17 protein-coding genes are annotated in these 25,670 nt (G+C 67.5%); 9 read left to right on the top strand and 8 right to left on the bottom strand.

The window, feature by feature from the left end:
• Positions 1 to 120 precede the first annotated feature (120 nt).
• Positions 121 to 906 carry a trehalose-phosphatase gene (gene otsB, locus J2X58_RS18020; protein WP_310050090.1) on the top strand — a complete coding sequence of 262 codons (786 nt, stop codon included), beginning with the start codon at positions 121 to 123 and terminating at the stop codon, positions 904 to 906.
• Entirely contained in the window at positions 903 to 2,318 is a 1,416-nt protein-coding gene (gene otsA / locus J2X58_RS18015) for an alpha,alpha-trehalose-phosphate synthase (UDP-forming) (protein WP_090055210.1), read from the top strand. The genes otsB and otsA overlap by 4 nt, the downstream gene beginning before the upstream one ends.
• Before the next feature lie 529 nt (positions 2,319 to 2,847).
• Here otsA and pgeF read toward each other — a convergent pair.
• Both pgeF and rluD read right to left on the bottom strand, forming a co-directional pair.
• The gene (gene pgeF, locus J2X58_RS18010; protein WP_310050087.1) at positions 2,848 to 3,588 is read right to left on the bottom strand and encodes a peptidoglycan editing factor PgeF; all 741 of its coding nucleotides are present in this window, start codon (positions 3,586 to 3,588) and stop codon (positions 2,848 to 2,850) included.
• Between the two features lies 1 nt (position 3,589).
• The gene (rluD, locus tag J2X58_RS18005) at positions 3,590 to 4,564 is read right to left on the bottom strand and encodes a 23S rRNA pseudouridine(1911/1915/1917) synthase RluD (protein WP_310050085.1); all 975 of its coding nucleotides are present in this window, start codon (positions 4,562 to 4,564) and stop codon (positions 3,590 to 3,592) included.
• Positions 4,565 to 4,633: 69 nt separating this feature from the next.
• Here rluD and J2X58_RS18000 point away from each other — a divergent pair, with 69 nt between their 5' ends.
• Positions 4,634 to 5,461: an outer membrane protein assembly factor BamD gene (locus tag J2X58_RS18000; protein WP_090180725.1), complete on the top strand. Its 828-nt coding sequence runs from the start codon at positions 4,634 to 4,636 to the stop codon at positions 5,459 to 5,461.
• Positions 5,462 to 5,910: 449 nt separating this feature from the next.
• Here the strand turns inward: J2X58_RS18000 and J2X58_RS17995 are convergent, their stop codons facing one another.
• From J2X58_RS17995 to J2X58_RS17980, 4 genes are all read right to left on the bottom strand, one after another.
• Positions 5,911 to 7,527 (bottom strand): NAD+ synthase, encoded by a 1,617-nt coding sequence (locus J2X58_RS17995; protein WP_310050083.1) that lies wholly within the window; start codon positions 7,525 to 7,527, stop codon positions 5,911 to 5,913.
• 96 nt (positions 7,528 to 7,623) lie between these two features.
• Positions 7,624 to 9,435, bottom strand: coding sequence for a membrane dipeptidase (locus tag J2X58_RS17990; protein ID WP_310050081.1), 1,812 nt, complete (start codon positions 9,433 to 9,435; stop codon positions 7,624 to 7,626).
• 34 nt (positions 9,436 to 9,469) lie between these two features.
• Positions 9,470 to 12,463, bottom strand: coding sequence for a TonB-dependent receptor (locus J2X58_RS17985; RefSeq protein WP_310050078.1), 2,994 nt, complete (start codon positions 12,461 to 12,463; stop codon positions 9,470 to 9,472).
• Positions 12,464 to 12,511: 48 nt separating this feature from the next.
• Positions 12,512 to 13,930 (bottom strand): transglutaminase domain-containing protein, encoded by a 1,419-nt coding sequence (locus tag J2X58_RS17980; RefSeq protein ID WP_310050075.1) that lies wholly within the window; start codon positions 13,928 to 13,930, stop codon positions 12,512 to 12,514.
• Positions 13,931 to 14,207: 277 nt separating this feature from the next.
• On the opposite strand from J2X58_RS17980, the gene J2X58_RS17975 reads away from it, so the two are divergent.
• From J2X58_RS17975 to J2X58_RS17950, 6 genes are all read left to right on the top strand, one after another.
• Positions 14,208 to 15,356, top strand: a complete 1,149-nt coding sequence (locus J2X58_RS17975) for a DUF819 family protein (protein WP_310050072.1) — start codon at positions 14,208 to 14,210, stop codon at positions 15,354 to 15,356.
• Positions 15,357 to 15,368: 12 nt separating this feature from the next.
• A complete protein-coding gene (locus J2X58_RS17970; RefSeq protein WP_310050069.1) occupies positions 15,369 to 16,760 on the top strand; it encodes an SH3 domain-containing protein in 1,392 nt (463 codons plus the stop codon).
• Positions 16,761 to 16,778: 18 nt separating this feature from the next.
• Positions 16,779 to 17,870, top strand: a complete 1,092-nt coding sequence (locus J2X58_RS17965) for a dipeptide epimerase (protein ID WP_090055224.1) — start codon at positions 16,779 to 16,781, stop codon at positions 17,868 to 17,870.
• 12 nt (positions 17,871 to 17,882) lie between these two features.
• The gene (locus J2X58_RS17960; protein ID WP_310050066.1) at positions 17,883 to 18,725 is read left to right on the top strand and encodes a MurR/RpiR family transcriptional regulator; all 843 of its coding nucleotides are present in this window, start codon (positions 17,883 to 17,885) and stop codon (positions 18,723 to 18,725) included.
• 113 nt (positions 18,726 to 18,838) lie between these two features.
• The gene (locus tag J2X58_RS17955) at positions 18,839 to 19,492 is read left to right on the top strand and encodes a L,D-transpeptidase family protein (protein WP_310050118.1); all 654 of its coding nucleotides are present in this window, start codon (positions 18,839 to 18,841) and stop codon (positions 19,490 to 19,492) included.
• Between the two features lie 28 nt (positions 19,493 to 19,520).
• Positions 19,521 to 20,645, top strand: a complete 1,125-nt coding sequence (locus J2X58_RS17950; protein WP_310050064.1) for an FAD-dependent oxidoreductase — start codon at positions 19,521 to 19,523, stop codon at positions 20,643 to 20,645.
• Positions 20,646 to 20,794: 149 nt separating this feature from the next.
• Here the strand turns inward: J2X58_RS17950 and J2X58_RS17945 are convergent, their stop codons facing one another.
• Both J2X58_RS17945 and J2X58_RS17940 read right to left on the bottom strand, forming a co-directional pair.
• Positions 20,795 to 23,803 carry a TonB-dependent receptor gene (locus J2X58_RS17945; RefSeq protein WP_310050063.1) on the bottom strand — a complete coding sequence of 1,003 codons (3,009 nt, stop codon included), beginning with the start codon at positions 23,801 to 23,803 and terminating at the stop codon, positions 20,795 to 20,797.
• Positions 23,804 to 24,340: 537 nt separating this feature from the next.
• Positions 24,341 to 25,519, bottom strand: a complete 1,179-nt coding sequence (locus J2X58_RS17940; RefSeq protein WP_310050060.1) for a M35 family metallo-endopeptidase — start codon at positions 25,517 to 25,519, stop codon at positions 24,341 to 24,343.
• Positions 25,520 to 25,670 lie beyond the last annotated feature (151 nt).

Raw genomic sequence — 25,670 nt, 5'->3', positions numbered from 1 at the left:
GCCTCTGATGAAACAGATGCGGCCCGCACCCGGCGCCTTCAACGGCTGGGGGCGGTCGACGCAGCGCTTTTTTCACGGCTCCGGAGGCATCCTGACAGGGTCGATGTCCCTGGAGTCACCGTGAACGCCGCCCGCGACACCCTGCCCTCGCCTCCCGTGGAGCTCGTCTCCCGCGATAGTGCTCTCTTTCTCGACGCGGACGGCACGCTGCTCGCGTTCGCCGACGATCCGGACGCCGTGTTCGTCGCCGACGGCCTGATGGACACCCTCGATGCGCTTCACGACGCCCTCGGCGGTGCGATGGCCCTCGTCAGCGGCCGCGCCATCTCGGGCCTCGACCGCATCTTCGCCCGCTGCGAGTGGGCGGCCGCCGGCCAGCACGGGCTCGAACGGCGTGACGGCGACGGCCACCGTACCGCCGTCCGGATCGACGAGGCTGAACTGAAGGCCTTGCGCGCCGCCGTCCACGATCTCGCGGCCCTGCTGCCGGGCGTGCGCGTGGAGGACAAGAGCTGGTCGGTCGCCCTGCATTGCCGCGAGCACCCCGAGCGTGCCGACGAGCTCGGCCGGATCGCACCTGCGGTCGTCCGGCGCTTCCCCGGGTTCGAGCTCCAGCCGGGCAACTTCGTCTACGAGTTCAAGCCACGCGGGATGGACAAGGGCGCGGCGGTCGCGGCCTTCCTCGACGCGCCGCCGTTCCGCGGCCGCACGCCCATCTACCTCGGCGACGACCTCACCGACGAGCACGCCTTCGCGGTCGTCAACGAGCGCGGCGGCGTGTCGATCCGCGTCGGTGAAAGGGAGCCGTCACAAGCGGCGTTCACATTGTCTAGCCCGGCCGATGTCCATGCTTGGCTGGATTCCGTGAAAGCCCTGTTGACGCAAGGAGCCGCGAGCGAAAAATGAGCCGACTAGTCGTCATATCTAACCGTGTCGCGCTGCCGAAGCAGACGCAGACCGGTGGACTGGCGTCCGCGATGAACGCGGCGCTGCAGGAAATGGGTGGGCTGTGGTTCGGCTGGAGCGGGAACATCGCCGCCGAAACGGGCAAGGAGTTGCACGAGGTCGAGGACGGCCACATCAGCTACGCCACGATCGACATGTCCAAGGCGGACCATGACGACTATTACAGCGGCTTCGCGAACCGGGCCCTCTGGCCGCTGTTCCATTATCGGGCCGACCTGGTCGATTACCGCCGCGACCACCTCGAAGGCTACCTGCGGGTCAACCGGATCTTCGCCAAGCGGGTGGCGAAGCTGCTCCGCAAGGACGACATCATCTGGGTGCACGATTACCACCTGATCCCGCTGGCCGCGATGCTGCGCGAGCTGGGCGTCGAGAACCGGATCGGTTTCTTCCTGCACACGCCCCTGCCCGCCGCGGGCCTGCTGATCACCCTGCCCCGGCACCGCGAACTGCTGGAGCCGCTGGCCTCGTACGATCTCGTCGGCTTGCACACGCAGCGCGACCTGCGCGCGCTCGAGGACTATTTCCTGCACGAGCTGGGCGCGGCGATGCGCACCGGCGGCCGCATTCGCGCCGCCAACGGACGCATCTTCCGCGCCGGCGTGTTCCCGATCAGCATCGACACCGCGGAAGCGGTGGAGCTGGCGCACCGGGCGGAAGACAGTGGCGCCGTGGCGCGGCTCAAGGCCTCGATCGACGACCGCTCGCTGATCATCGGCGTGGACCGCCTCGACTACTCCAAGGGCCTCCCGGAGCGCTTCGAGGGTTTCGCGCGCCTCCTGCGCGACCACAAGGACATGCGCGGCCGCGTCTCGCTGCTGCAGATCGCCCCGCCCTCGCGCTCCGACGTGCCGGAATACCGCTCGTTGCGTCGTGAGCTCGAGCGCAGCGCCGGTCACATCAACGGCCAGTACGCCGAGCCGGACTGGGTGCCCATCCGCTACGTCAACAAGTCCTTCGGGCACAAGGTGCTGGCGGGTTACTTCCGGGTGGCGAAGGTGGGCCTGGTCACGCCGCTGCGCGACGGCATGAACCTCGTGGCGAAGGAATACGTCGCCTGTCAGGACCCCCAGGATCCGGGCGTGCTCGTCCTGTCGCGCTTCGCCGGCGCGGCGCAGGAACTGGACGCCGCCCTGCTGGTGAACCCGTCGGACCTCGACGAGGTTTCCGAGGCGCTGAAGCGCGCGCTGGAGATGCCGCTGAAGGAGCGCCGCATGCGCTGGCAGTCGATGATGGACGTGCTCGAACGCAACGACATCACCACGTGGCGCAACGCGTTCCTGCATGCGCTCACCGAGCCACCACGAGTCAAACCGGAAATCTACGTGCCGACGCCGATGACGGCGCCCTGACACCCGGCATGCCTGATGCCCCCTGTGGGAGCGCACCTGGGCGCGATGGATGTTTGCCGCGAGCACCCATCGCGGCCAGGTCCGCTCCTACGGATGCGGTTGCGTCCGGCTACTTCGCTTATGCCCCCTGTGGGAGCGCACCTGGGCGCGATGGATGCTTGTCGCAAGCGCCCATCGCGGCCAGGTCCGCTCCTACGGACGCGGTCGCGTCCGGCTACTTCGCTTATGCCCCCTGTGGGAGCGCACCTGGGCGCGATGGATGCTTGCCGCGAGAACCCATCGCGGCCAGGTCCGCTCCTACGGATGCGGTCGCGTCCGGCTGCTTCGCTTATGCCCCCTGTGGGAGCGCACCTGGGCGCGATGGATGCTTGCCGCGAGCGCCCATCGCGGCCAGGTCCGCTCCTACGGATGCGGTCGCGTCCGGCTACTTCGCTTATGCCCCCTGTGGGAGCGCACCTGGGCGCGATGGATGCTTGCCGCGAGCGCCCATCGCGGCCAGGTCCGCTCCTACGGATGCGGTTGCGTCCGGCTACTTCGTCCAGATCACCGACGCGAACCGCCCGCTCGCCGCGCCGTCCCGGCGATACGAGTAGAGCCGGGCATCGCGGAACGTGTCGAATCCGCCGCCCGACACCCGTCCGACGCCGGCCGCCGCCAGCCTGCGGCGCGCCAGTGCGTACAGATCGCACAGCCAGTGGCCCGGCCGCGTCGGGGTGAAGGCGGCCTCCGCGCCGGGATCCGCCTCGACGAAGGCGGCGCGCACTTCGGCGCCCACCTCGTACGACGGGCCGCCGATGGCCGGACCGAGCCACGCCTGGATCGTCGACGGCGGCACGTCCATCCGCGCCACCGTGTTCTCCAGCACGCCGCCCGCGAGACCGCGCCAGCCCGCATGGGCCGCGCCGATGGTCCCGCCGTCGTCCGAGGCGAAAAGCACGGGCAGGCAATCGGCCGTGAGGATCGCCAGCGCCTTGCCGGGCCCGCGCGCCACGGCCGCATCGGCCTCCGGCTCGTCGTCGCCGGGCGTCATGGCATCCGCCACGACGGTCCCGTGGACCTGTCTCAGCCAGAGGGGCCGCTCCGGGAGGTGCAGGGCCAGGGCCAGCGCTTCGCGATTGGCGATCACCGCCCCGAGATCGTCCCCGGAACGCAGGCCGAGGTTCAGCCGGTCGTACGGCGCGACGGAAACTCCCGGACCGAGCCGCGTCGACACCGCCGACCCGATGTTCTCGGGCGCGCTCCAGTCGGGAACGATCCAGGGCTCGGTCACGTCAGTCCTCGATGGGATGGAGCGCCGTATCGGCCCGGAGCGCCTCGATCAGCGCTTCCTGATCCGCCGGGCGCGGCGAGTCGAAGCTGAGGTGCTCGCCCGTGATCGGGTGCTCGAAGGCCAGGTTCTCGGCATGCAGCGCCTGGCGACGGAAGCCGCGCAGGGCGTCGATCAGCTCCTGGCTCGCGCCGCGCGGTAGCCGCAGGCCGTTGCCGTAGAGCTGGTCGCCCACGAGCGGGTGGCCCAGGTGCGCCATGTGCACGCGAATCTGGTGGGTCCGGCCCGTCTCCAGGTTGCACTGGATGACGCTGTGCGCGCGGAAGCGCTCGCGGACGCGGTAATGGGTCACCGCCTCCTTGCCGCCATCCTCCACGTCGCGGACGCCCTGTTTCAGGCGGTCGTGCTGGTGGCGGCCGATCGGCTGGTCCACCGTGCCGCCCGCCACCATGGTGCCCAGCACCACGGCCTCGTACTGCCGGTGGACGTCGTGACGCGCCAGCATGGCCACCAGGGCCGTATGGGCCGCGATGCTCTTGGCCACCACCATCAGGCCCGCGGTGTCCTTGTCCAGGCGGTGGACGATGCCACCGCGGGGCAGTTCCGCCAGCGCCGGGCTGTGGTGCAGCAACGCGTTCAGCATGGTCCCCGCCGGATTGCCGGCCCCGGGGTGCACGACCAGCCCCACGGGCTTGTCGATCACCATCAGGTCGTCGTCCTCGTAACGGATGTCGAGGGCGATGTCCTCGGGCTGGGCGTCCACCTCGGTGGCCAGTTCGGCCTCCAGCTCCACGCGCTCGCCCCCGCGCAGCAGGTGCCGAGGGGCCGCCGGAGCGCCGTCCAGCAACACCTTGCCCTCCTTGATCCAGCCCGTGAGGCGGGATCGGGAGTAATCGGGGAACATCTCGGCCAGCGACTGGTCGAAACGCCGACCCGCCGCCGCTACCGGCACGGTGGCCTCATGTCGTACCGTCGTCATACCGCCTCGCCCGGCCCGCGGCCGGTTTCGGCTATCATGCCGTTTCGCTCAAGCATCCGAACTCTCTCAATGCGTGCAACCAAGATCACCATTCTGCTCGTCCTCGCCCTGTCGATGAGCGCCTGCTCGATGTTCCGCAGCAAGAAGGAGACGATCGACACGATGCCGGTCGAACGGCTCTATGCCAACGCCCATGAATCGCTGGAGCATTCCGACTACGCCGCGGCCGAGAAGGCCTACGAGCGACTGATCGCGCGCTTCCCGTCGGGTGACATCAACGAGCAGGCCCAGATCGAACTGGCTTACGCGCAGTACAAAGACAACAAGCCGGACGACGCTTACTCGACGATCAACCGCTTCATCAAGACGTTTCCGACCCACAAGCATGCAGATTATGCCTATTACCTGCGCGGTCTGATCAATTTCGACCGTACGGGCGGCATCATCGAGCGCTACCTGCAGCGTGGCGACGGCGCCTCGACCCGCCGCGACCAGGGCTTCAACCTGACCGCGTTCGACGATTTCAGCCAGCTGACGCGCCGCTATCCGAACAGCGCCTACGCCACGGACGCCCGCCAGCGCATGATCTTCCTGCGCAACCAGCTGGCCCGCTTCGAGATCAACGTCGCCGAGTACTACCTGCGCACCAAGGCGTACATCGCCTCGGCCAACCGCGCCCAGTACGTCATCGAGCACTACCAGCAGTCGCCGGCCACGGCCGACGCCCTGGCGATCCTGACGCGCAGCTACATCGCCCTCGACCGCCAGCCGCTGGCCGACCAGACCCGCCAGGTGCTGGCCCTGAACTACCCGGACCACCCGTACCTGACCGACGCCAACTGGCCGCACCACCCGTCGGTCTGGCGCAAGGCGATCCCGTTCTCGGGTCACCATTGAGCCCCTGCGACACGTTTGACGAAAAAGCCGGCGAGAGCCGGCTTTTTCCTGCGCACCGCCCTGCCCATGGACCGAGGCCGTGGATCCCGGCGTTCGCCGGGATGACGACGTCGCGAGCACCGCACGCCGGGGCCCACGGCGATGCGATCGGTTTTCGCGGAGAGGTCCGCCCGTAGACCGAGGACGTGGATCCCGGCGTTCGCCGGGATGACGCCGTCGCAAGCACCCCTCACCGTCGCCCCGGCGCACGCCGGGGCCCACGGCGAGGCGATCGGTTTTCGCGGAAAGGCCCGCCCGTAGACCGAGGACGTGGATCCCGGCGTTCGCCGGGATGACGACGTCGCGAGCACCCCTCACCGTCGCCCCGGCGCACGCCGGGGCCCACGGCGATGCGGTCGGTCTTCGCGAGGGACCCCGGCGTTCGCCGGGATGACGGCGTCGCTAGCCCCTCACCGCCACCCGGACGTGATCGGATAGCGACGCTCGCGGCCGAAGGCCTTCGTGGTGACGCGCGGGCCCGGCGCGGACTGGCGGCGCTTGAACTCGTTGACGAAGACCATCCGGATGACGCGGCGCACGGTCGCGTCGTCGTGTCCCGCGGCGATGATGTCTTCCGCGGACGCCTCGCCCTCGATGAAGTGCTCGAGGATCGCATCCAGCTCGTCGTAGGGCGGCAGGGAATCCTGGTCGGTCTGCTCGTGGCGGAGCTCGGCGGACGGCGGGCGGTCGATCACGGCGACCGGGATCGCGCCGTCGATCGCGGCGCGCCAGCGCGACAGGGCGTAGACGGTGGTCTTGTAGACGTCCTTCAGCGGCGCGTACGCACCGCACATGTCGCCGTAGAGCGTGGCGTAGCCCACCGCCATCTCGCTCTTGTTACCCGTCGACAGCAGCAGCCTGCCTGTCTTGTTCGACATCGCCATCAGGAGCACGCCGCGCGTGCGGGACTGGAGGTTCTCTTCGGTGATGTCCGGCTCGCGACCCTGGAACACCGGCGCGAGCGCACCGGTGAACGCCTCGTAGATGCCCTCGATCGGCAGCACGTGGTACTCCACGCCGAGGTGCTCGGCCTGCGCCTTCGCTTCGCGCAGCGAGAGGTCCGAGGTGTACTCGGTGGGCATCATCACCGCGGTGACCTTGTCCTTGCCCAGCGCGTCGACGGCCAGCGCCAGCGTGAGCGCGGAATCGATGCCGCCCGAGAGGCCCAGCAGCACGCCGGAAAACCGATTCTTGCCGATGTAATCGCGGATGCCGCGCACGATGCCCGCGTACATGATCGCTTCCGGCGAACGCGTATCGGCAGCCGGCCAGTCGACGGCCTTCAGACGCTTCGACACCGTGTCGAATTCCACGGCCAGCAGCATGTCTTCGAACGACGGCGCGCGGGCGGCGATCTCGCCGTCGGCCTGCACCAGCAGCGAATGGCCGTCGAAGAGCAGGTCGTCCTGCCCGCCGACGAGGTTCACATAGGCGATCGGCACGCCGTTCTCGGTGGCGCGCCGGCGCAGGAGTTCCTCGCGCGTCGCGGCCTGCCGGCGGTCGTACGGCGACGCGTTGATCACGAGGATCAGCTCCGCGCCCGCGTCGGCGGCGTGGGCGGCCGGCTCGGCCTCCCAGATGTCCTCGCAGATCAGCATGCCGACGCGCACGCCCTCGATCGTGAACACGCGCGTCGCCTCGCCGTGCTCGAAATAACGCTTCTCGTCGAAGACGGTGTAATTGGGCAGCGCCTGCTTGTGGTACGTCCACTCCACGCGCCCCTCGCGCAAGAGCGACGCGGCGTTGTACACCACGCCCTTCGACGCCGGATGCCCCACCACCGCGGCGATGCCCGTCACCTGCGGCGCCAGGTCGGTCAGTTCCCTGCCGCAGGCCTCGAGGAAGCTCGGACGCTGGAGCAGGTCTTCCGGTGGATAACCGGAGATCGTCAGCTCGGGGAAGGCGATCAGCGAGGCGCCAAGGCGATCGCGGGCATCATCGGCCAGCGCCTTGACGCGCTTCGCGTTGTCCGCGGTGGCGCCTACGGGAAAGTCGAACTGGGCCAGGGCGAAGCGGAAGATGGACATGGGAAGCCGTGCGGTCGCGGGGGATCGCCCATGATAACGCCCTGGGTGGATCGGGGCGGCTCCCCGATCGCCGAACGATCGGCGATCAGGCCTCCCCTACTGCACCGGCACGTCGTACAACGCGTCGCCGGCAGCCGAGGGCAACGAGAAGTGCCACCATTCCTGCGGGTAGTTCACGAATCCCTGCGCGGCCATCGCGCGGAGCAGTCGCTGACGGTTCGCGCGCTGCGACGCGTCGATGCCCGGGGCGTCGGTGTGGGCGCGCGGATCGAAGAAGTCGAACGGGGTTCCCATGTCGAGCGGCGTGCACGCGGCGGCGTGGCAGCGCATCAGCGTGAGGTCTACCGTCGCGCCGCGGCTGTGACCGGAGACCGGTGCGATGTACTCGCCCAGCAAGGCCTCCTTGCCGAGGTTCGGATAGTGCGCGGCCTTCGTCGCCGTATCGGCCAGGTTCCCCGCCCAGCGGACGAACGCCGCGACGGCGCGCGCGGGCCGGTAGCAGTCCCATACACGAAGACCGTAGCCCTCTTCGCGCAACGAGCGCTCCACGCGGGCGAGCGCTTCGGCCGCGCCGGTGCGCAGGAGGCACTTCGGTGCGCGGTACCCGTCGACCACGCCGCCCGTGAAATTGTCGAACCCGGCATAGCGCATGTCTTCGTCGATGCCCGGTACGAGACTGCGGATGTCCGTCAGCCCCGCCTCCGCAGCGGTCCGCGCAGGCGACAGTTTGGGCGGTGGCGCCGCGGCGTCGGCCGCCCAGACGCGAAGCAGGTTTCCCGACCACAGTTTCGCGATGTCCGCGTCGGAGAAGCCGCGGCGTCTGAGCCCCGCCGTGACGTTGGCGGTCTGCGAAGCGTCCATCCACCCGGTCACCTCGCCCCCACCGTCGAAGTCCGACGCGATGCCCACGTGGTCGATACCGGCGACCTTGACCATGTGCTCGATGTGATCGAGGAAATCGTCCAGCGTGGCGAGCGGATGCTCGCGCTGGATCGCCTTCATGCCCTCGGCGTACGCGGGCAGGTAATCGTGCTTCTCGCTGTCGTATTCGGTGTCGCCCGCCGCCTTCGCGACACTCGCCTGGAGGATCCTCTCGGCCTGCTCGCGCGACGGGTCCTTCTTCAGGAACTCCTTGTACGCGACCGCCTGGACGACACCGCCCTTCGCCGCGATGGCACGCAGGAGGTCGTCCGGAAGATTGCGCGGATGATTCGTCACGGCACGGGCCGATGAGTGCGAGGCGATCACCGGCGCGGTCGACAGCGCGAGCACGTCGCGGACGCAGGCGTCCGACGAGTGCGAGACGTCGACCATCATGCCCAGCGCGTTCGCGCGGCGGACGACCTCGCGCCCGAATCCAGTCAAACCGACATTGCTGTCCGGCCGGTCGCCGAGCTCCTTCTTCGGCAGCGAGCTCCCGCACAGATCGTTGTTGCCCACATGCGCGAGTCCGATGTAGCGGGCGCCGCGCGCATAGGCGGCATCCAGCCGCCGGATGTCGTGACCCAGCGAATACCCGTTCTCGATGCCGATCATCGCCGACAATCGACCCGCCGCCTTGTCGGCTCGCACGTCGTCCGGCGTGAGCGCCAGCCGGATCTGGTCCGGATACGTCTTCAGCATCCGGTCGATCGCGTCGTACTTGCGGGCCGCCTGGGCGACAGCCTTCGCGTAACCGGCGGGCGTGAGCGGCCCCTGCTCCACGTAGATCACGAAGAAGGCCGCATCGAGGCCGCCGCGACGCATCTTCGGCAGGTCGACCTTGAGCGGACCGTCCTTGCCCGCGTCGAACTTCGGATCCTCCATGTACGACAGCGGGATGTCGACGTGGGTGTCGAGCGTGAGCGGATGGTCCTGGGCATGGACGGCCGGTGCCAGGAGAAGCATCGTGGCGAGAAGCGTCTTCATGATCCTCCCTTCGGGACGGTGACCGGGGCCACCGTCAGAAATCGATCGACACCGTCAGCTGCCCGAAGCGCGGCGACTGGAAGCGCTGCGGCTGCAGGTAGGTCGGATTGAGTCCGCCCACCGACGTCTGCAGGTCCTGGTCGACGCCCAGCGTGCGCTGTTGGTTGAGGAGGTTATACACCGCGAACTTCACGCGCAGGTTGTTCTTCTCGTCTATCGGCAACAGGTACGTGATGCTCGCGTTGAGGTTGAACGTCCACGGCGTGCGCTTGTCGCCACGCGGCGAGCGCTCGTACACGCGATTCTCCGAGACCGGGTCGGCGCAGTTGTCCACGCAGATGAAGTAGCTGTGGTACACCGTCGCATCGAACGGATTGCCGACGCCATAGCCGGTGATCGGGCTACCGGAAAGCGCCGTGAGATCCGCGCCCACCTGCCACTGCGGCGTGATCGCGTACGTGCCGCGCAGCTTGAACTGGTGGCGGTGATCGTTCGGCAGGTAGCCGCCCGACAGGTTCACCCACGGATCGTCGAAGTTCTCGGTACGGCCGGTGTCGTCGAAGTTGGTGTCGGAATTGACTGGACCTTCGGCGTTGCCGCGGCTCCACGAGAGCACGTACGACGCGTTGAACATCCACTTCTCGTCCCACGCGCGGTCGACCTGGAACTCCAGCGACCCGAACGTGCGGCGCGGCTTCTTCCAGCCACGCTGCCCGAGGTAGTTGCCGTCGGCGTCGTAAAGGGCCCAGCCGGCCTTCGACGTGTCGATGTCGATGTAGCCGTCGGGCGTGCCGTCGCAGTTCGTGTCGCCGTAGACGGTGAGCTTGCGTCCCGGGTTGCCCATCACGTAGCCGATGTAGCCGTCGCCGCCACACTGCGGCGTCGCGCTGATCTCCATGTCGTCGATGGCGTTGTGCAGCTTGCGATACGTGCCGCTGACGCCCCACGACCAGGTATCCGTGATCGCCTGCTGGAAACCGAGGATGGCCTCGTCCTGGTAGACCGAATCCATGTGCCGGTCGACCTCGGCGCGCAGGTCGCCGACGGTGCCGTCGCCTTGCGAGTCGTCGACGGGTCCGATCTGTGGGCCGAGGATCGGCATCGCGTACGGCGAGCCGTTGCGGTCCAGCACCTGGTACCCGTCGAACGCGTAATAGGTGCGCTGATCGAGCAGGCCGCCGGCCTGCTTGATGTTGATCACGTTGGCGACGGGGAGGTAATAGCGGCCCAGGTTGCCGAACACCTTCATCGTGCCGTCGCCCTTGAGGTCCCAGGAGAAGCCAAGGCGCGGCGCGATCATGTCGTCCATCTTGATGTACGAGGCGCCTTCGCCCGTCTTGTTGTCGAAGGCGTCCCGGCGCAGGCCCGCGTTGAGCAGGAAGTCCGGCGTGATGTTCCAGTTGTCCTCGACGTAATACGCGTTGTTCGTCGTCTCGAAGGTGCCGGCGATCTCGTAGCGCCGCGCGCGGACGTAGGCGTTGTATCCGGCGGGCACCACGCCGCCGTTCTCGATCGTCGCGCCGGGTGTGGTGGCGTAGATGTTGTAGTAGTACGAACCCGGACCCGGATACCGGCGCGAATAGATCGACGTGTCCACCTCGTGGTCGTAGCCGAAGCGCACGACGTGGTCGCCGAGCGTCCACTCGAAATCGGCGCGCCCCTGCTTGCGCGTGTCGTTGCGTTTCTCCACCGCGGTGCTGGTGCTGCATCCGAGCGGCACGCCCGGACCCGGCACGGCCGATGCCCTCGCCACCGGGTTGCAGTCGATGTCGGACTGGGCGCGCGTGAAATCCTCGCGCTCGTTCCGCCCGTACATGAGCTTCATCGACAGGTCGTCGACGAGGTAGCTGGTGAAGGTGCCGTTCCAGTTGCGCCCACCGGTGTCGCTGGTGATCACGTCCTTGCGTGCGCTCTTGGTGTGCGTGTCGTAGTCGTAGTTGTAGACGGAACCGAGGTTCTTGTTCTTGTCCGAGAAGGCCATGAACTCGAGCAGGTTCTTGTCGTCGATGTGCCAGTCGACCTTCGCACCCCAGAACCCGGAGTCCGTGTCGTTCTGCGTCAGCACCGTGCCCAGGTTGTCCGTGTTCTGCGGCGTGTAGCCACGGGCCTCGTACATCGCGAAGAAGAACAGCTTGTCCTTCACGATCGGACCGGACGCGTACACGTTCATCTTCGTGCGCGAGTAGTTGTCCTCCGACGAGGTGATGTAACGCTCGCCGTTCCAGTAGCGGTTCTTCGTGGTCGCCTGCCAGGCGCTCGGCTCGAACGTCATCTCCGCGCCGGTCTTGAATTCGTTCGTGCCCGAGCGCGTGACCGCGTTGACCACGCCACCGGTCGTGCGGCCGAACTCGACCGAGTAACCGCCGGTCTTCACCTGGAACTCCTGGTAGAACGCGAACGGCGCCTCCGAGAACCCGTTGCGGTTGTAGAAGTCGGTGACGTTCAGTCCGTTCACGTAGAACGAGTTCTCGGCCACGGACGAGCCGCCGAACGAGATGCCGCCGAAGCTGGCGTTGCCCTTGTTCACGCCCGGCGCCAGCAGCGCGACGGACGCCACGTTCTGATCCACCGGCAGGCGGCGGATCTCCTCGCGGCTGATGTTCGTGGCGGTCTCGGTCGAGCTGACGTCGACGGCGGAGATCACCACCGGCGCGCTGACCTGCACGCCTTCGAGGTTGGTGGTCGCCGAGCCGCGCTCCACGAGGTTCACCGTGGTGGCGGTACCGAGGCTCACGTTGACCTCGGCGGGTTCGGCCACGGCCTGGCCGTCCTTGCTGCTCTCCAGCCGATAGTGTCCGACCGGCAGGAAAGGAAAGCGGTAGGTGCCGTCGTCGCCGGCGGTGACCGTGCGCGTCAGGCCCGTCGACGGGTCGCGGACGGTGACGGTGGCCCCGGCCTTCGTGCGGCCCACGATCGAACCGTCGGTATTGGCGGCGACGGCCGTGCCGGACATCGCGAGGCCCATGCCGATGGCCATGCACAAGGCGCCGTGACGCCATGCGCGCCGGTTCGTCTTGATCTCCCCCATCTCCCCACTCCCATAAGATGACGTTTCGGGTTGTCGTGCGTTGACCGGCTAGCGGGTCGGGTCACCGCCCCCACGCGGTGTGTCGACGCGGTGCCACCGGAAGTCGTAGTCCCACTGATCGAAGTAGAGGTTTCCGCCCTTCCACTCGACCTCGCCACGTTGCGAGTCGACGGTGTCGGAACGGAACGACGTCTTGGCCGGCGCGAACGGCTGCGACCAGTCGTCGTTGAACGCGATGCGGTAGGCGTCGAGGCCACCGAGATAGAAGCCCTCGAGCTTGTCGTCGCCCGGCTTCGTACCGGTGAGACGCCCGAAGGTCACGTCCATCGGCACCCAGCCGTACGGGGCGAGATAGACCTGCCCCCAGTCATGGATGTTGTTGTACGTGCCGTCGGAGAAAATCCAGCCCGACTGCCAGCGGGCCGGGATGCCGTTGAGGCGAAGCAGCGTGATGAGCAGGAGCGTCTGCTCGCCGCAGTCGCCGTGACCGGCATGCAGCGTGTAGTCGCCGATGTTCGGGATCGTCGAGTATTCGCGCGCGCCGGCCCAGGGGATCGTGTCGACGGCGGCGAACAGCTTCCGCACGATGCGGTACGGATCGGTCTCGTCGCCGACCACGCGCTTCGAGTACGCGCGCATCGCGTCGGTGAACACGACGTGCGGCGCGCGCTCGGCCACGTAAGGCGCGAGCGCCGGCGTGATCGCGGCGCGCGTCACCTTCGCGGGGTCGATGTCCACGTAGCGCGCGTAGAGCGTCACGTCGTAGGTGATCGAGAATTCGGTCGGCTTGCCGGCGACCGCCTGCTTCTCGAGGTAGACCGTGCGCTGCCACGCCGACTCGGGCGCGATGGTCGCCTTCGCCGGTTCGCTGCCGACGAGCCGGATGTCTTCCTGCTGTCCGGGAATCGCGCGGGGATACGGAATCCATGCGCGGATCGTCTCGCCCGCGGGAACAGCGTCGGCTTTCACTGTGAGGATCTGGGTCACTTCCTCGCGACGCGGGAGCACGCTCGTCGAGTGTTCCGCGAGGGCCGCCGCGCGCACCGCGCGGTGGTGGTCGTTGAGGACCTCGTTCGGACCGTCGTTGAAAGGCGTCTGGTCCTTGCGGCGCGCACGGGCATCCGCGCTCAGGCGGAACAGGTTCGCCGGCGCGCGCTTGAAGTACAGCATGCGCCCATCGATCACCTGCTTCTCGAGCAGGCCCGCGGCGTCCCATGTCGCGAATTCCGCGTCGGTCAGGTCGGGAATCTGTTTTCGGAGGCGCGCCTTCACTGCCTCGGCGTCCAGCGTGAAGTCGATCAGGATGCGGCGCATGCGCTCGCGCTGGAACTCGAGGACGGTGCGCTGCGTGGGGGTGAGGGCGGGATCCGCGAGGGCCGCCGCGATGCTCGCTCCGGCGGCCCTGAAGTCACCCGCATCGACGTAGGAGCGCGCCCTGCGCGCGACATCTTCTCGCGATGGCGCCACAGGACCCGAGCCTTCCGGCACAAACATGTCGCGCGCTGGGCGCGCTCCTACGGAGCACAGCCAAAGCGCTGCGGCCGCCGTCGCGGCGGCACGGATTGCGATCGTTGCAGGAGCCGCTTTCACCGTTCGGTATCCCCGATGCGACCGTGGTGGGTGGACGTGCGTCAGGGCTGTGTAACATGCTTGCAAACGACGGTCAATAATTTATGCTTCAGGCCAAATCTTCAGGAATAGCTATTCCTGGCGGCAGTCGCGACACAACCCCGGGGAGGGACGCGTGATCCAGTCGGTGTGGCCTTACCTGGCCGTCATGCTGCTTGCCGCCGGTTTCTGGCCAGCGATCGAACGGCGTTTCGGCTGGAAGGTGTTCGATGTGCTTCCGCCCATCGTCCTCACCTACCTGACCGTCACGGCGCTGTCCGTCGCGGGGCTCTGGACGGCCAGTCCCGACATCCACCTCGCGCAGGACACCCTGGTGTCGCGCATGGTGCCCGCGCTGCTGTTCCTGCTGATGATCAATTGCGACCTGCGCGCCATCCTCGCGCTGGGACCGCGCGTGCTTGGCGTCTTCGTCTGCACGTCGATCAGTCTGTTCGCCGCCTTCGTCCTCACCTTCCTCCTCTACCGGCACTGGATGCCGGGCGACGGCTGGAAGCCGCTGGCCTCGCTGTCGGGAAGCTGGATGGGCGGCACCGCGAACATGATCGCGGTGAAGCAGGCGATCGGCATGTCCGACACGTCGCTCGCCACCACCCTGCTCACCGACGCGCTCTGTTACTCGATGTGGGTGGTGGTGCTCTTCGCGGTCGCGCGCCTCGCGCCGGCCTTCAACCGCTGGACCCGCGCGACGTCGAGCGCGGACATGGCGGTCGCCGAGACGGCGCCACGCGCACCCGCCACCGGCGACAGCGTCCTGCTCTGGCTCGGCCTCGCGGTGCTGGTGTCCGTGCTATCCGCCGCGCTTGGCAGCCGGCTGCCCGTGGGCAGCATGATCTCGCCGACCACCTGGACGATCCTGATCGCCACCGTCGCGGGCCTCGTCGCCGCGCACACGCCGCTTGCCCGCCTGCCCGGCGCGCAGGCCGTTTCCAGCGCGTTGCTGATCTCGGTGGTGGCGGTGCTCGCCTCGCAGAGCAGCTTCGCTGGAATCGCCGCCGCCCCGCTGTACCTGCTGGCGGGCGTGACGGTGATCGGGGTCCATGCGGTGCTGCTCTGCCTCGCCGCGCGGGTGTTCCACTTCGATCTGTACCTGTGCGGCATCTCGTCGCTCGCGCACATCGGCGGGGTAGCCGCGACACCGGTGCTGGCCGCCACGTACTCGCGCTCGCTGGTGCCGGTGGGCATCCTGCTCGCGCTGCTCGGTTATATCCTCGGAACCGGATTCGGTCTCGTCGTGGCCGCGGTGCTTTCGCAGCTGGCCACCTGATCAGGAACAATCATGACCCTGCTTCGCCAAACCCTGCTCGCCGCGCTGCTCGCACTGGCCATCGGCACGCCTGCCGCGGCCGTCGACATGCCGGTGCCGGCGTCGGGCATCCCCGGCGTCAGCGACGCGCAGCTCTCGCCCGACTACTGGGTGGCGCGGCTGGCCGATGCGGACAAGCCGGTTCTCGATCGCGCCGCCATCGCCGCGCTCAACGAACGCGTCGCACGGCTCGATCCCTCGATGCACGACATCCGCCACCTTCCCGCGACGCTGCCGCGCACGCAGGTCACCGGCTGGATCGGCAAGCTCACCACGCGGCCGACGAAGCCGCTGTTCGACGCCGAGGGCAAGCCGGTGGATGCGTCGACCATCGACGCGATTCTCGGCAACGCCGCGCTCGACGCCGTGCCGGCGCAGGTGACGCCACGTTACGGCATGGCGGTCCGTCGGGCGGCCCTGCGCGGCTATCCGACCGACCGTCGCGTCTTCAGCCGTGCCGGCGACACCGACATCGATCGCTTCCAGGAAAGCACGCTTTTTCCGGGCGATCCGGTCGTCGCCGTGCACACCAGTAAGGACGGCCAATGGACGTTCGTGGTGAGCGCGCGCTATGCGGCGTGGGTTCGCAGCGACGGCATCGCTTACGGCGACGCCGCCGCGATCTTCGCCCATGCGGATGCCACGCCCTACCGCGTCATCACCGGCGCGAAGCCGAAGACCGTCTACACGCCCGAAGCGCCCGCGGTGTCGGAACTACAGCTCGACATGGGCACGCGCGTGCCGCTGGATACGACGGCGCCGCCGGACCAGCCGGTGAACGGCCAGAGCCCGTACACCTCGTGGGTGCTGAGCCTGCCGGTGCGCGACGCGCAGGGTGCGCTGTCGTTCCACCCGGCCCTCCTCCAACGCAACCAGGATTCGGCCCCCGACTACCTCCCGCTCACCCGCGCGAACGTCGTGCGCCAGGCGTTCCGGTTCCTCGGCGAGCGCTATGGCTGGGGCCATGCGTACAACGGCCGCGACTGCAGCGGCTTCGTCTCCGACGTCTACCGCAGCATGGGCGTGCAGATGCCGCGCAACACGCGCGACCAGAGCATCAGCCCCGGCCTCACGCATACGCTGTATACGGACAAGGACAGCCACGAGGCGCGCCTGAAGGCCGCCATGGCGCTCGAGGTCGGCGACCTCGTCTACATTCCCGGGCACGTCATGATGGTAATCGGCAAGGTCGACGGTCAGCCCTACGTGATCCACGACGTCGGCGGCATGAGCTGGAAGCAGCCGGACGGCAGCCTGCGACGCGTCGTGCTCAACGAGGTGTCGGTGACGCCGCTCCTGCCCATGATGTTCAGCGACGACGCCACCTTCGTCGACCGTATGACCAGCATCGTGCGCATCCGCTAAACCGCCAGGCGAGACTCCATGAAGATCACCGACATCCGCTTCGGCATGCTGCGCGTACCGCTGAAGACGCCGTTCAAGACCGCCCTGCGCACCGTCGAAACCGTCGAGGACATCGTCGTCATGGTGCATACCGACGACGGCCGCATCGGCTACGGCGAGGCCCCCGCCACGGCGGTGATCACCGGCGACACGCATGGTTCGATCGTCGACGCCATCCGCCACTACATCGCTCCACGCCTGATCGGGCAGGACGTGGCCGACCTGAACCGCCTCACGCGGCTCGTCCAGGGCGCGCTCGAAAAGAACACGAGCGCGAAGGCCGCCGTGGAAATCGCGCTCTACGACCTGTGGGGCCAGCTCTACGACGCGCCGCTCTACAAGCTGCTCGGCGGCGGCGATCCGGTCATCACCACGGACATCACGATCAGCGTCGACTACATCGACAAGATGGTGGCCGACTCGATCGCCGCCGTCGAACGCGGCTTCGAATCGCTGAAGATCAAGGTCGGCAAGGACATCGGCGTGGACATCGAGCGCGTGCGCGCCATCTACGCCGCCGTCGAGAACCGCGCCCTGCTCCGGCTCGACGCCAACCAGGGCTGGACGGCCAAGGAAGCCGTGTACGCGCTGAACACGCTGGAAGACGCCGGGGTGCGCCTGGAGCTGGTGGAGCAGCCCGTCAAGGCGCGCGACCTGGAAGGCATGCGTTACGTCACCGAGCGCGTGCATACCCCAATCATGGCGGACGAGAGCGTGTTCGGTCCCGCGGAAGTGATGGACCTCATCCGCATGCGCGCCGCCGACATCATCAACATCAAGCTGATGAAGACCGGCGGCATCTCGAACGCCATCCGCATCGCGGACATCGCCGGCCTCTACGGCATCGACTGCATGATCGGCTGCATGCTGGAATCCAGCATCAGCGTGGCGGCGGCGGTGCACGTGGCGGTCGCCAAGTCCGACGTCATCACCAAGGTCGACCTCGATGGTCCGTCGCTGTGCGCGTACGATCCGGTCGACGGAGGCGTCCACTTCAACGAATCGGAGATCTCGGTCAGCGACGCACCCGGCCTCGGCATCCGCGAGATCCGCGGCCTCGAACCCCTGTAACGAGGAGCGTCCATGTCGCCCCTGGTGAAGATCCGCTCCGAACGCGACCGCATGTCCGCGGTGGAGCGGCGTATCGCCGATTTCATCCTCGAGAACGCGCACCTCCTGCGCGACTACTCGTCCCAGCAGCTCGCCAACGCCCTCGGCATCAGCCAGTCGAGCGTGGTCAAGTTCACGCAGAAACTGGGCTTCCGGGGTTACCCCGACCTCAAGTACTCCGTCGGCGAGACCATCGCCCGCAGCGAGGACACCGCGACCGCCGCCCCGTCGGGCGAGCGCCCCGAGGACGACCTGCTCGGCGCCATGCTCTGGGAACGCAAGGCGCAGGCCGAGGAGGCCACCCGGCTCCTCAATGGCCGCGACACGATGCAGGAGCTGTCGAACACGATCGCCGCGGCCGGCAAGGTGTACCTCATCGGCCTCGGCGAGGACGACCTGCATGCGCGCGGCTTCGCGATGCGGCTGTCGTTGCTCGGCATCACGGCGATACGACACGCCGACGTGGGCCGCATGGCGGCGCAGGTCGCCCTGTGCCAGCCGGGCGACGCGCTGGTCGTGTTCACCGAACATGGCAAGCATCCCGCGCTGGTCAAGATCGCGCGCTATTTCCGCGAGCAGCGCGGCCGTGTGATCACCGTGACGCGGCATACCTCCAATCCCGTGCGCGCGCTGGCCGACGTAGGGCTCGCCGTGGCCGCCTACGACGACGCCTCGTACGTGCAGTCGCTGATCTACCAGTCCACCGTGCAGCAGCTTCTGGATACCGTGTTCGTGCACCTGTGCGAGCACGACGAGGCGCGTCACGCGCGGCTCGTGCAGAACCTCGACCGCATCCAGCAGATGCTGGAGCCCTAGGAACGCCCATGCCGCCACTTCGTCTCCTTCGCCTGCTCGGCCTCGTCGCCACCCTGTTCGCCTCGTCGCCCGGCGCGTTCGAGGCCCCCGCCGCGTGGTCCGTGTCGCGGCAGATGATCGTGGTCACGACCGACGGCTGGGACGTCGACCACGGCACGTTGCGCACCTATGTGCGCGACGGCACGCAGTGGAAGGAGCAAGGACAGGCATCGGACGTGACGATCGGCCGCCACGGCAGCGCCTGGGGCGTCGGCCTCAGTCCCCCGCAGCACGACGGTCCGGTGAAGAAGGAAGGCGACGGCCGCAGCCCGGCGGGCGTGTTCCGCATCGGTGAAGCGTTCGGTTATGCCGAAACGAATCCAACGGCGCTCCCGTACCGCGGGCTGACCGCGTCCGATTACTGCGTCGACGTCGACGGCTCGCCGTACTACAACCAGCTCGTCGACGAGAAGAAGGTCGGTGCCGCGGCGGTCGGCGGCGCGACCGAGGCGATGCGCCGCGACCTGCATTTCGATGGCGACCGCGCCTATCGCATCGGCTTCGTGATCGAGCACAACCCCGACGGACGCAAGGGCGCCGGCAGCTGCATCTTCGCCCACCTGTGGAAGTCGCCGACCTCCCCCACCGCGGGCTGCACCGCGATGACGGACGCGACGATGGAGCGGCTGCTCGCCTGGCTCGATCCGTCGAAGAAGCCCGTCTTCGTGCTGCTGCCGAAGACCGAATACGCACGCCTGCGTGACGCCTGGAACCTGCCGAGCCCATGAACGCGGCGCGATCGACCAAGGACGAGGCATGAAGCAGAAGCAGCTCGACGTGATCGTCATCGGCGCGGGTATCGCCGGCGCCTCGGTGGCATGGTTCCTCGCGCCGGAGGCGCGGGTCGCCGTGCTCGAGCGCGAGCCGTTCGCCGGATTCCACACCACCGGGCGTTCCGCCGCGCATTTCAGCGAGAGCTACGGCTCGCCCCAGGTGCGCGCGCTCAGCCGCGCCACGCGCCCCTTCCTCGAGCGTCCGCCGCCGGGATTCGCCGGTCACCCGATCCTGCAGCCGCGCGGCGCGATGATCATCGGCAGCGCCGCTCAGGCGGCACGCGTGCTCGCCGAATACGAAGCCGTGCGCACGTTCACGCCGTCGCTCACCCTGCTCAACGCCGAGGCCATCGCGGCGCGCGTGCCCGTGCTCCGGCGCGAAGCCGCCGCCATCGCGTTCCTCGAACCCGACTCGGCGGACATCGACGTCAACGAACTGCACCAGGGCTTCCTGCGCGGCGCCAAGGCCGCTGGCGTCGCGCTGCACGTCGACACGCCGGTGCAGTCGATCCGCCGCGACGGCGACGACTGGGTCGTCAACGGACAATGGCGCGCGCCGGTGGTCGTGAATGCCGCCGGCGCGTGGGCCGACACGATCGCGTCGACGGCCGGCGTCGCGCCGATCGGCCTCGAACCGCGCCGCCGCTCGGCCTTCCTGTTCGAGGCACCGCAAGGGCTCGACGCGAGCGCGTTCCCGTTCGTGGTCGACATCGACGAAACGTTCTACTTCAAGCCGGATGCCGGGCTCATGCTCGGCTCGGCCGCCAACGCCGACCCCACGCATCCGCACGACGTGCAGCCCGAGGAATACGACATCGCCCTCGGCATCCACCGCATCGAAGAAGCGACGACGATGACGATCCGCCGCCCGACGCGCACATGGGCGGGGCTGCGCAGCTTCGTGGCGGACGGCGATCTCGTCGGCGGCTTCGCTCAAGATGCGCCCGGGTTCTTCTGGCTCGCGGCGCAAGGGGGCTACGGCATCCAGACCAGCGCCGCGATGGCCGAAGCCTGCGCGGCGCTCATCCTCGGCAAGCCGATACCCTCGCACCTCGCGGACGAAGGCATCACGGCGGCGATGCTCAGCCCGGCGCGCCTCGCCCGCTGAGCGCGCCGCTACGCGCGCACGATGCCCGCTGCCGCGGGATCGCCGATGCGATCGGCTCCCACCTCACCTTCCTACCGAAGGGTGGGAGCCGATCGTATCGGCGATTCGACCTCGCGAGAGCGCATGCCCGACGCGAGGCCTACCGTCCCTCAAAGATCGTACGACACGCTCAGCCGCCCGTACCGCGGCTCCTGCCGCGCGGTGATCACGCCATACGCCGGTTCCGGAAGGCCCGGGCCCGCTTCCGAGTACGGATACTTCTGCAGCGCGCGGCGCTCGTTGAGCGCGTTGAACACGTTGGCGCTGAACGCGAGCTTGCCTTCCCCGAAGCCCGGCCGCCACGTCACGCCGAGGTCGATCTGGCGGATCCACGGCAGACGTCCCTGCGCACCCGGCGGCGACGGCTCACCGTCGCAGAAGTGGTAGTCGCCCTGATAACCGGCGGGATCCTCGCGATCCGGACCGTAGTAGCCCAGGCAATGGCGCGGCGTACCGGAAACGAGGCTGACGTTCGCCGACGCCAGCCACTCCGGCGCGATCTGCCAGTAACCGAAGACCTTGAACTGGTGCTTGTGATCGTTGCTCTGCGGACCGTTGGTGTGTTCCATGATCGCCGCGTTGTCCCAGTCCTCGCTGGTCGACGCCGCGGTCTGGTTGAGGTCGGAGCGCAGCTGGCCCTCGGTGTTGCCGTAGCTGCGCGAGAAAACGTACGTCGCGCGCGCATACCATGTGCCGTCGAACGGGTGCTCCATGAGCAACTCGAGGGCGTAATACTTGCGCTTCAGCCCCTGGAAGCCGAGCTCCTTGTTCGTGATCGGCACCTGGACGTGGTTGCCCGCGGTGTCGAGCAGCGTGAACGTGTTCGCGCGACCCGGATTGAAGAGGTAGCAACTGTTCACCTGGTTCGTATCGATGTCCAGGCCCAGCGACTGCCCCTTCTCCACGATGCGGTCGATGTCGCAGTAGTCGTCGATGGCGTCCCGCAGCTTGCGCACGGTGACCTTCGCGCCATAGACCCAGTCGCTGCCGAGCGTCTTCGTGAAGCCGAGGATGTACTCGTCCTGGTTCTCCGCCTTCATGCCACGCGCCGCGACCGTCTTTGGATCGGGCAGCTGGCCGAAGTTGTTGTTGGCGGACACCGGCACGCCCGGCGCGATCGCGGTCAGCCCGGTGGGCTGGCCATCCGGCGCGATGCCCGTATAGGTGAAGTACTGTGAGGTGCCCAGCGCGCCGCCGGCGGCATTGAGCGCGGGATTGAGCGGCAGGCCGAGGTAGTAGCGACCCGCGTTGCCGTAGACCTTGAACGTCGCATCGCCGAACACGTCCCACGCCGCGCCGATGCGCGGCGCCCATTGCGGACGCGTCTGCTTGATGAACGCCTGGCTGTTCGCGTTGTAGTTGGTGAACTGGTCGTTGCGAAGGCCGAGCGTCACGAGCCAGCGATCGGTGACCTGCCAGGCGTCCTCGATGTACTGCGCACGCTGGCTGGAGCGCACCGTCGCCAGGCTCGACGAGACGCCGCGCACCACGTAGTAGCCTTCCTCGCCGCCCGGGTAGTTGCCGGGCGCGTCGACGCCGAGGCCCGTCGAGATGGGCAGATCGGGGGATGACTGGTTGTACGTCCAGATGTAGCCAGGGCCGGAGCTCGATGTGCCCTGATCCCGCGCGCGCGCCTGCTGGTTGTCGATACCCGCCGTGATGGTGTGGTCGCCCAGCGTGTAATGGATGTCGAAGCGCGTGTTCGTCGTCTCGTTGCCGCGGTTCGGATTCGCCAGCGTGGACACCGTCTGCCCGTTCTGCAAAGCCACGCCACCGGTGTACGCGGGATTCTGGAAATCCTGACCGGCGATGTACACGGCATCGGGGTTGTAGCCCGACGGCGACACGTAGTTCACCGTCTTCATCTTGCCGTACTGCGCGCTGATCGTCAGATTGTCGGTGATGTAGCCGGTGTACTTCGCGGTGTAGACGTCGCCACCGAACTTCTCGTTGTTGGCGCCGGCGATCCGCGCGCCACGCCGGTGATTGGCGTAGTCGTAATCGTAGATCGTGCCCGAGCGCTCCGTCTTGTCCGATGCCCCGGTCACCTCGATGATGTTGCTGTCGGTGATGTTCCAGTCGAGCTTGCCGTACCAACGCGGCAGCTGGTAACGATACGAGCGGTCCGGCGACTGCGGCAGGGTGACGTTGCTGATCACGTCGCCGGTCTGTCGCTCGACTTCCGCCGCCGCGAACAGGAACAGCTTGTCCTTGATCAGCGGACCGCCCGCGTAGAGGCTCGCCGTCGTCGAGGTCACCGTGTTGCCGCGGTTCGCTGCGTAGAGGTCACCGGCCTTCGGCTGCGGCGGCAGTCCGTTGGTGTAGTGGCTGTCCTTCTCCCGCGCGCGCAGTCCGTTCGGTTCCCAGATGATCTGCGCGCCCGCGTGCCACTCGTTCGTGCCGCGCTTTCCGACGACGTTGATCACGCCGCCGTCCGAGCGACCGTACTGCGCGCTGTAGCCGCCGGTGTAGACCTCCTGCTGTTCGATCGCGCCATAGGGCAGCGAAACGCCACCGAACCCGCGCAACGGATCAGTCGTGTTGAAACCGTTGACGTAGTACGCGTTCTCGCTGGCGGCGGATCCGCCGAACGAGACGAGCGAATTGCCCGTCGCGCTCTTGTAGCTGCCGCTGTTGTCCACCGCGCCCGGCGCCAGCAAGGCGATGGCTTCCGAGTTGCGCCCCAGAGGTAGCTTGGCGAGCTGCTGCGCCGTCACCACCGTGCGCGAATCCACGGTCGAAACGTCGATCGTGGGCAACGCGTTGGCCGAGACACTCACCGCGCCGAGATCCTGGGCCGCCTCCGGCGCGAACGATACCTCCACGCCCGAGCCGACCCTGAGCGCCACGTTCTCCCGGCTCCGCACCGCCGCCCCGCCACGGATCACCGAGACCGTGTAGGTACCGAGCGGCAGCTGCGACGCCGAGTAGCGGCCGCGTGCATCGACCGGCACCTCGCGCGTGAGGCCCGTATCGTTCACGACGCGGATGACATCCCCTTCCCCCGCCTGCACCTGACCATAGATGGAACCCGTGGTGGACTGCGCGATGGCGCCGCCGGACAGGGCAGAAAACAAAGCGGTGGCCAACAGCGACCGCTGCAACGACGTCTTGCGCATGGAAACCCTTGAAATCGAAAAGGAAGGCAAGCCCCGACCGCACCGCCCTCCCCATGTGGGCGGTGGATCGACCGCAGTGGCTTTGCCGGAACACGGACGCGACCGCCCGTCACGCCTGCGAGGCGTCGAAAAGCCGAAGGAATTCAGGAAGAGGCGTTCAGGGCCGGAAGCGACCGGCCGAACGCGTCGGCCGCCGGATCAGCGGCGACAACAACATCGCGGCGCGGCGCCAGCGGCGCGCGCGTGAAGAGAACCGGCTACGTGAAGGTGACGCATGGACGACCCCTCGTTTTGCTGCGATGCGTCACCGTAACACGACCCAATATGGCCATGTCAAGCATTTGGACGTCTAGATGTCTCATCAGTGCAACACCGCTGTCCTTCCGATGGGAGCGCTCGAGCAAACGGGTGCCCGCACCGGCATGGCAAGCTGCGGCGGGAGCCCGCTCGCGGGCGAATGGGTGCTTGCGATCCACCGCACTTCCGCGATACGCCGCCGGCCACGACGGTCGGCGGCGGTCCCACGCATGGCGAATGTCACGGATCGTATGGGCGGGTATCCATGACGAAGTACTCGAAGTTGTCGGCATTGCGCACCGCCTTCGATCGGTCCTTCCTCGCGAGCTCCTCCGCTTTCTGCCAGCCGTAGACGTAATCTCCGGTACCAGGGTAAAGCGCATTGAAGTGCGTGTACTCGTGAACGATCGTTCCCGTCTTCGAGGAATAAGGGCCGTCTTCCGGCATACCGAAAAACTTCGGACAGAAATAGACCGTGTATGTCGAATTGGTCAGCGCGTGCGCTGCTACGTTAGGATCGAACCCTTCGCATCCACAACGCATGTCGGTATCCTCGGCGACACGCTTCCTCGAGGCGACGAGGGTTTCGTACACCCTTGCATTATCGTCCAGCCCCCACCCGGCGCTCCCGAACTCGGGGCCATTGTCGTCGTGGGCACCGAACCACCGCGTATACCTTGGGTGGGGACTGAACTCGATGTGGTAATCGCCATCGCTTCCGGCGACGGACTTGTATCGGTCCCATACGAAATCTTCGGCCTCGATCAGCTTTTTCTGAGCTGCCGCCCTCGCGTTGAGAATCGTCAAACTCTGGTGCGGATCGCACGGTCCGTCGTCGGCGTCTTTCTTCAAACGTGCGGTCGGGTCCCCCACGATGTGAAGCGTGAGCTCGTTGGATTCCGCCAGCGCCTGCGCAGGACGACGGAAGGTTTCGCGAAGTGCCGCGGGCACAACGTCGACGTCCGGTTCATGGTCCAGGCGCAGGCGGTAACGAACGCGATACGTGCCGCCCGGCCGCACTTCGTACTCATGCCCGACATCGATATCGTTCTCCCACTGTTCGCCCGGTCTTAGTTCGGTGAAGTGATCCATGGTAAGCCGGCCAAAGTAGTCCCACCCTCCTCGATAGCGCACCGCGTTACCATCCGCGTCGACCACATCGAGGGCCGCGCCCGGCAACATCCCGGTCTTGCGAGCGAAAGGTGTGTCGAGGCGCATGATCGGAACCGACTCGTCGCCGACGTTCCTCGCCACGACGGTGATCCAGCCGTCGGCGGAGGTGCGCGTCGCGGGTCGCAGTTCGAGCACGACTCGACCCGCGGCGTGGGCCGTCGCGGGAAGCGCGCAAAGCGTGAGCAGACCGAGGGCTATGCCGCGAAGGCTTATGCTCGGGTGACGTGTGGAAACTACCTGATGCATGTCCATCTCCTTATGCGTCGGCGGCCGATTGCGTCGGACGACGTTCGCCTCGACGGTTGCCGCACAAAGGAGTGTGGGTGGCGCATCGCCACGTGAGAACACGACGATTCTGAAAAGGCACGGTTTCGGTGTGTAGGAAGAACCGCGGCCC

Source organism: Luteibacter sp. 3190 (genome assembly GCF_031456385.1).
Lineage (GTDB): Bacteria > Pseudomonadota > Gammaproteobacteria > Xanthomonadales > Rhodanobacteraceae > Luteibacter.
Note: the sequence above shows the minus strand (reverse complement) of the source record. Positions and strands in the feature narration are given on the sequence as shown.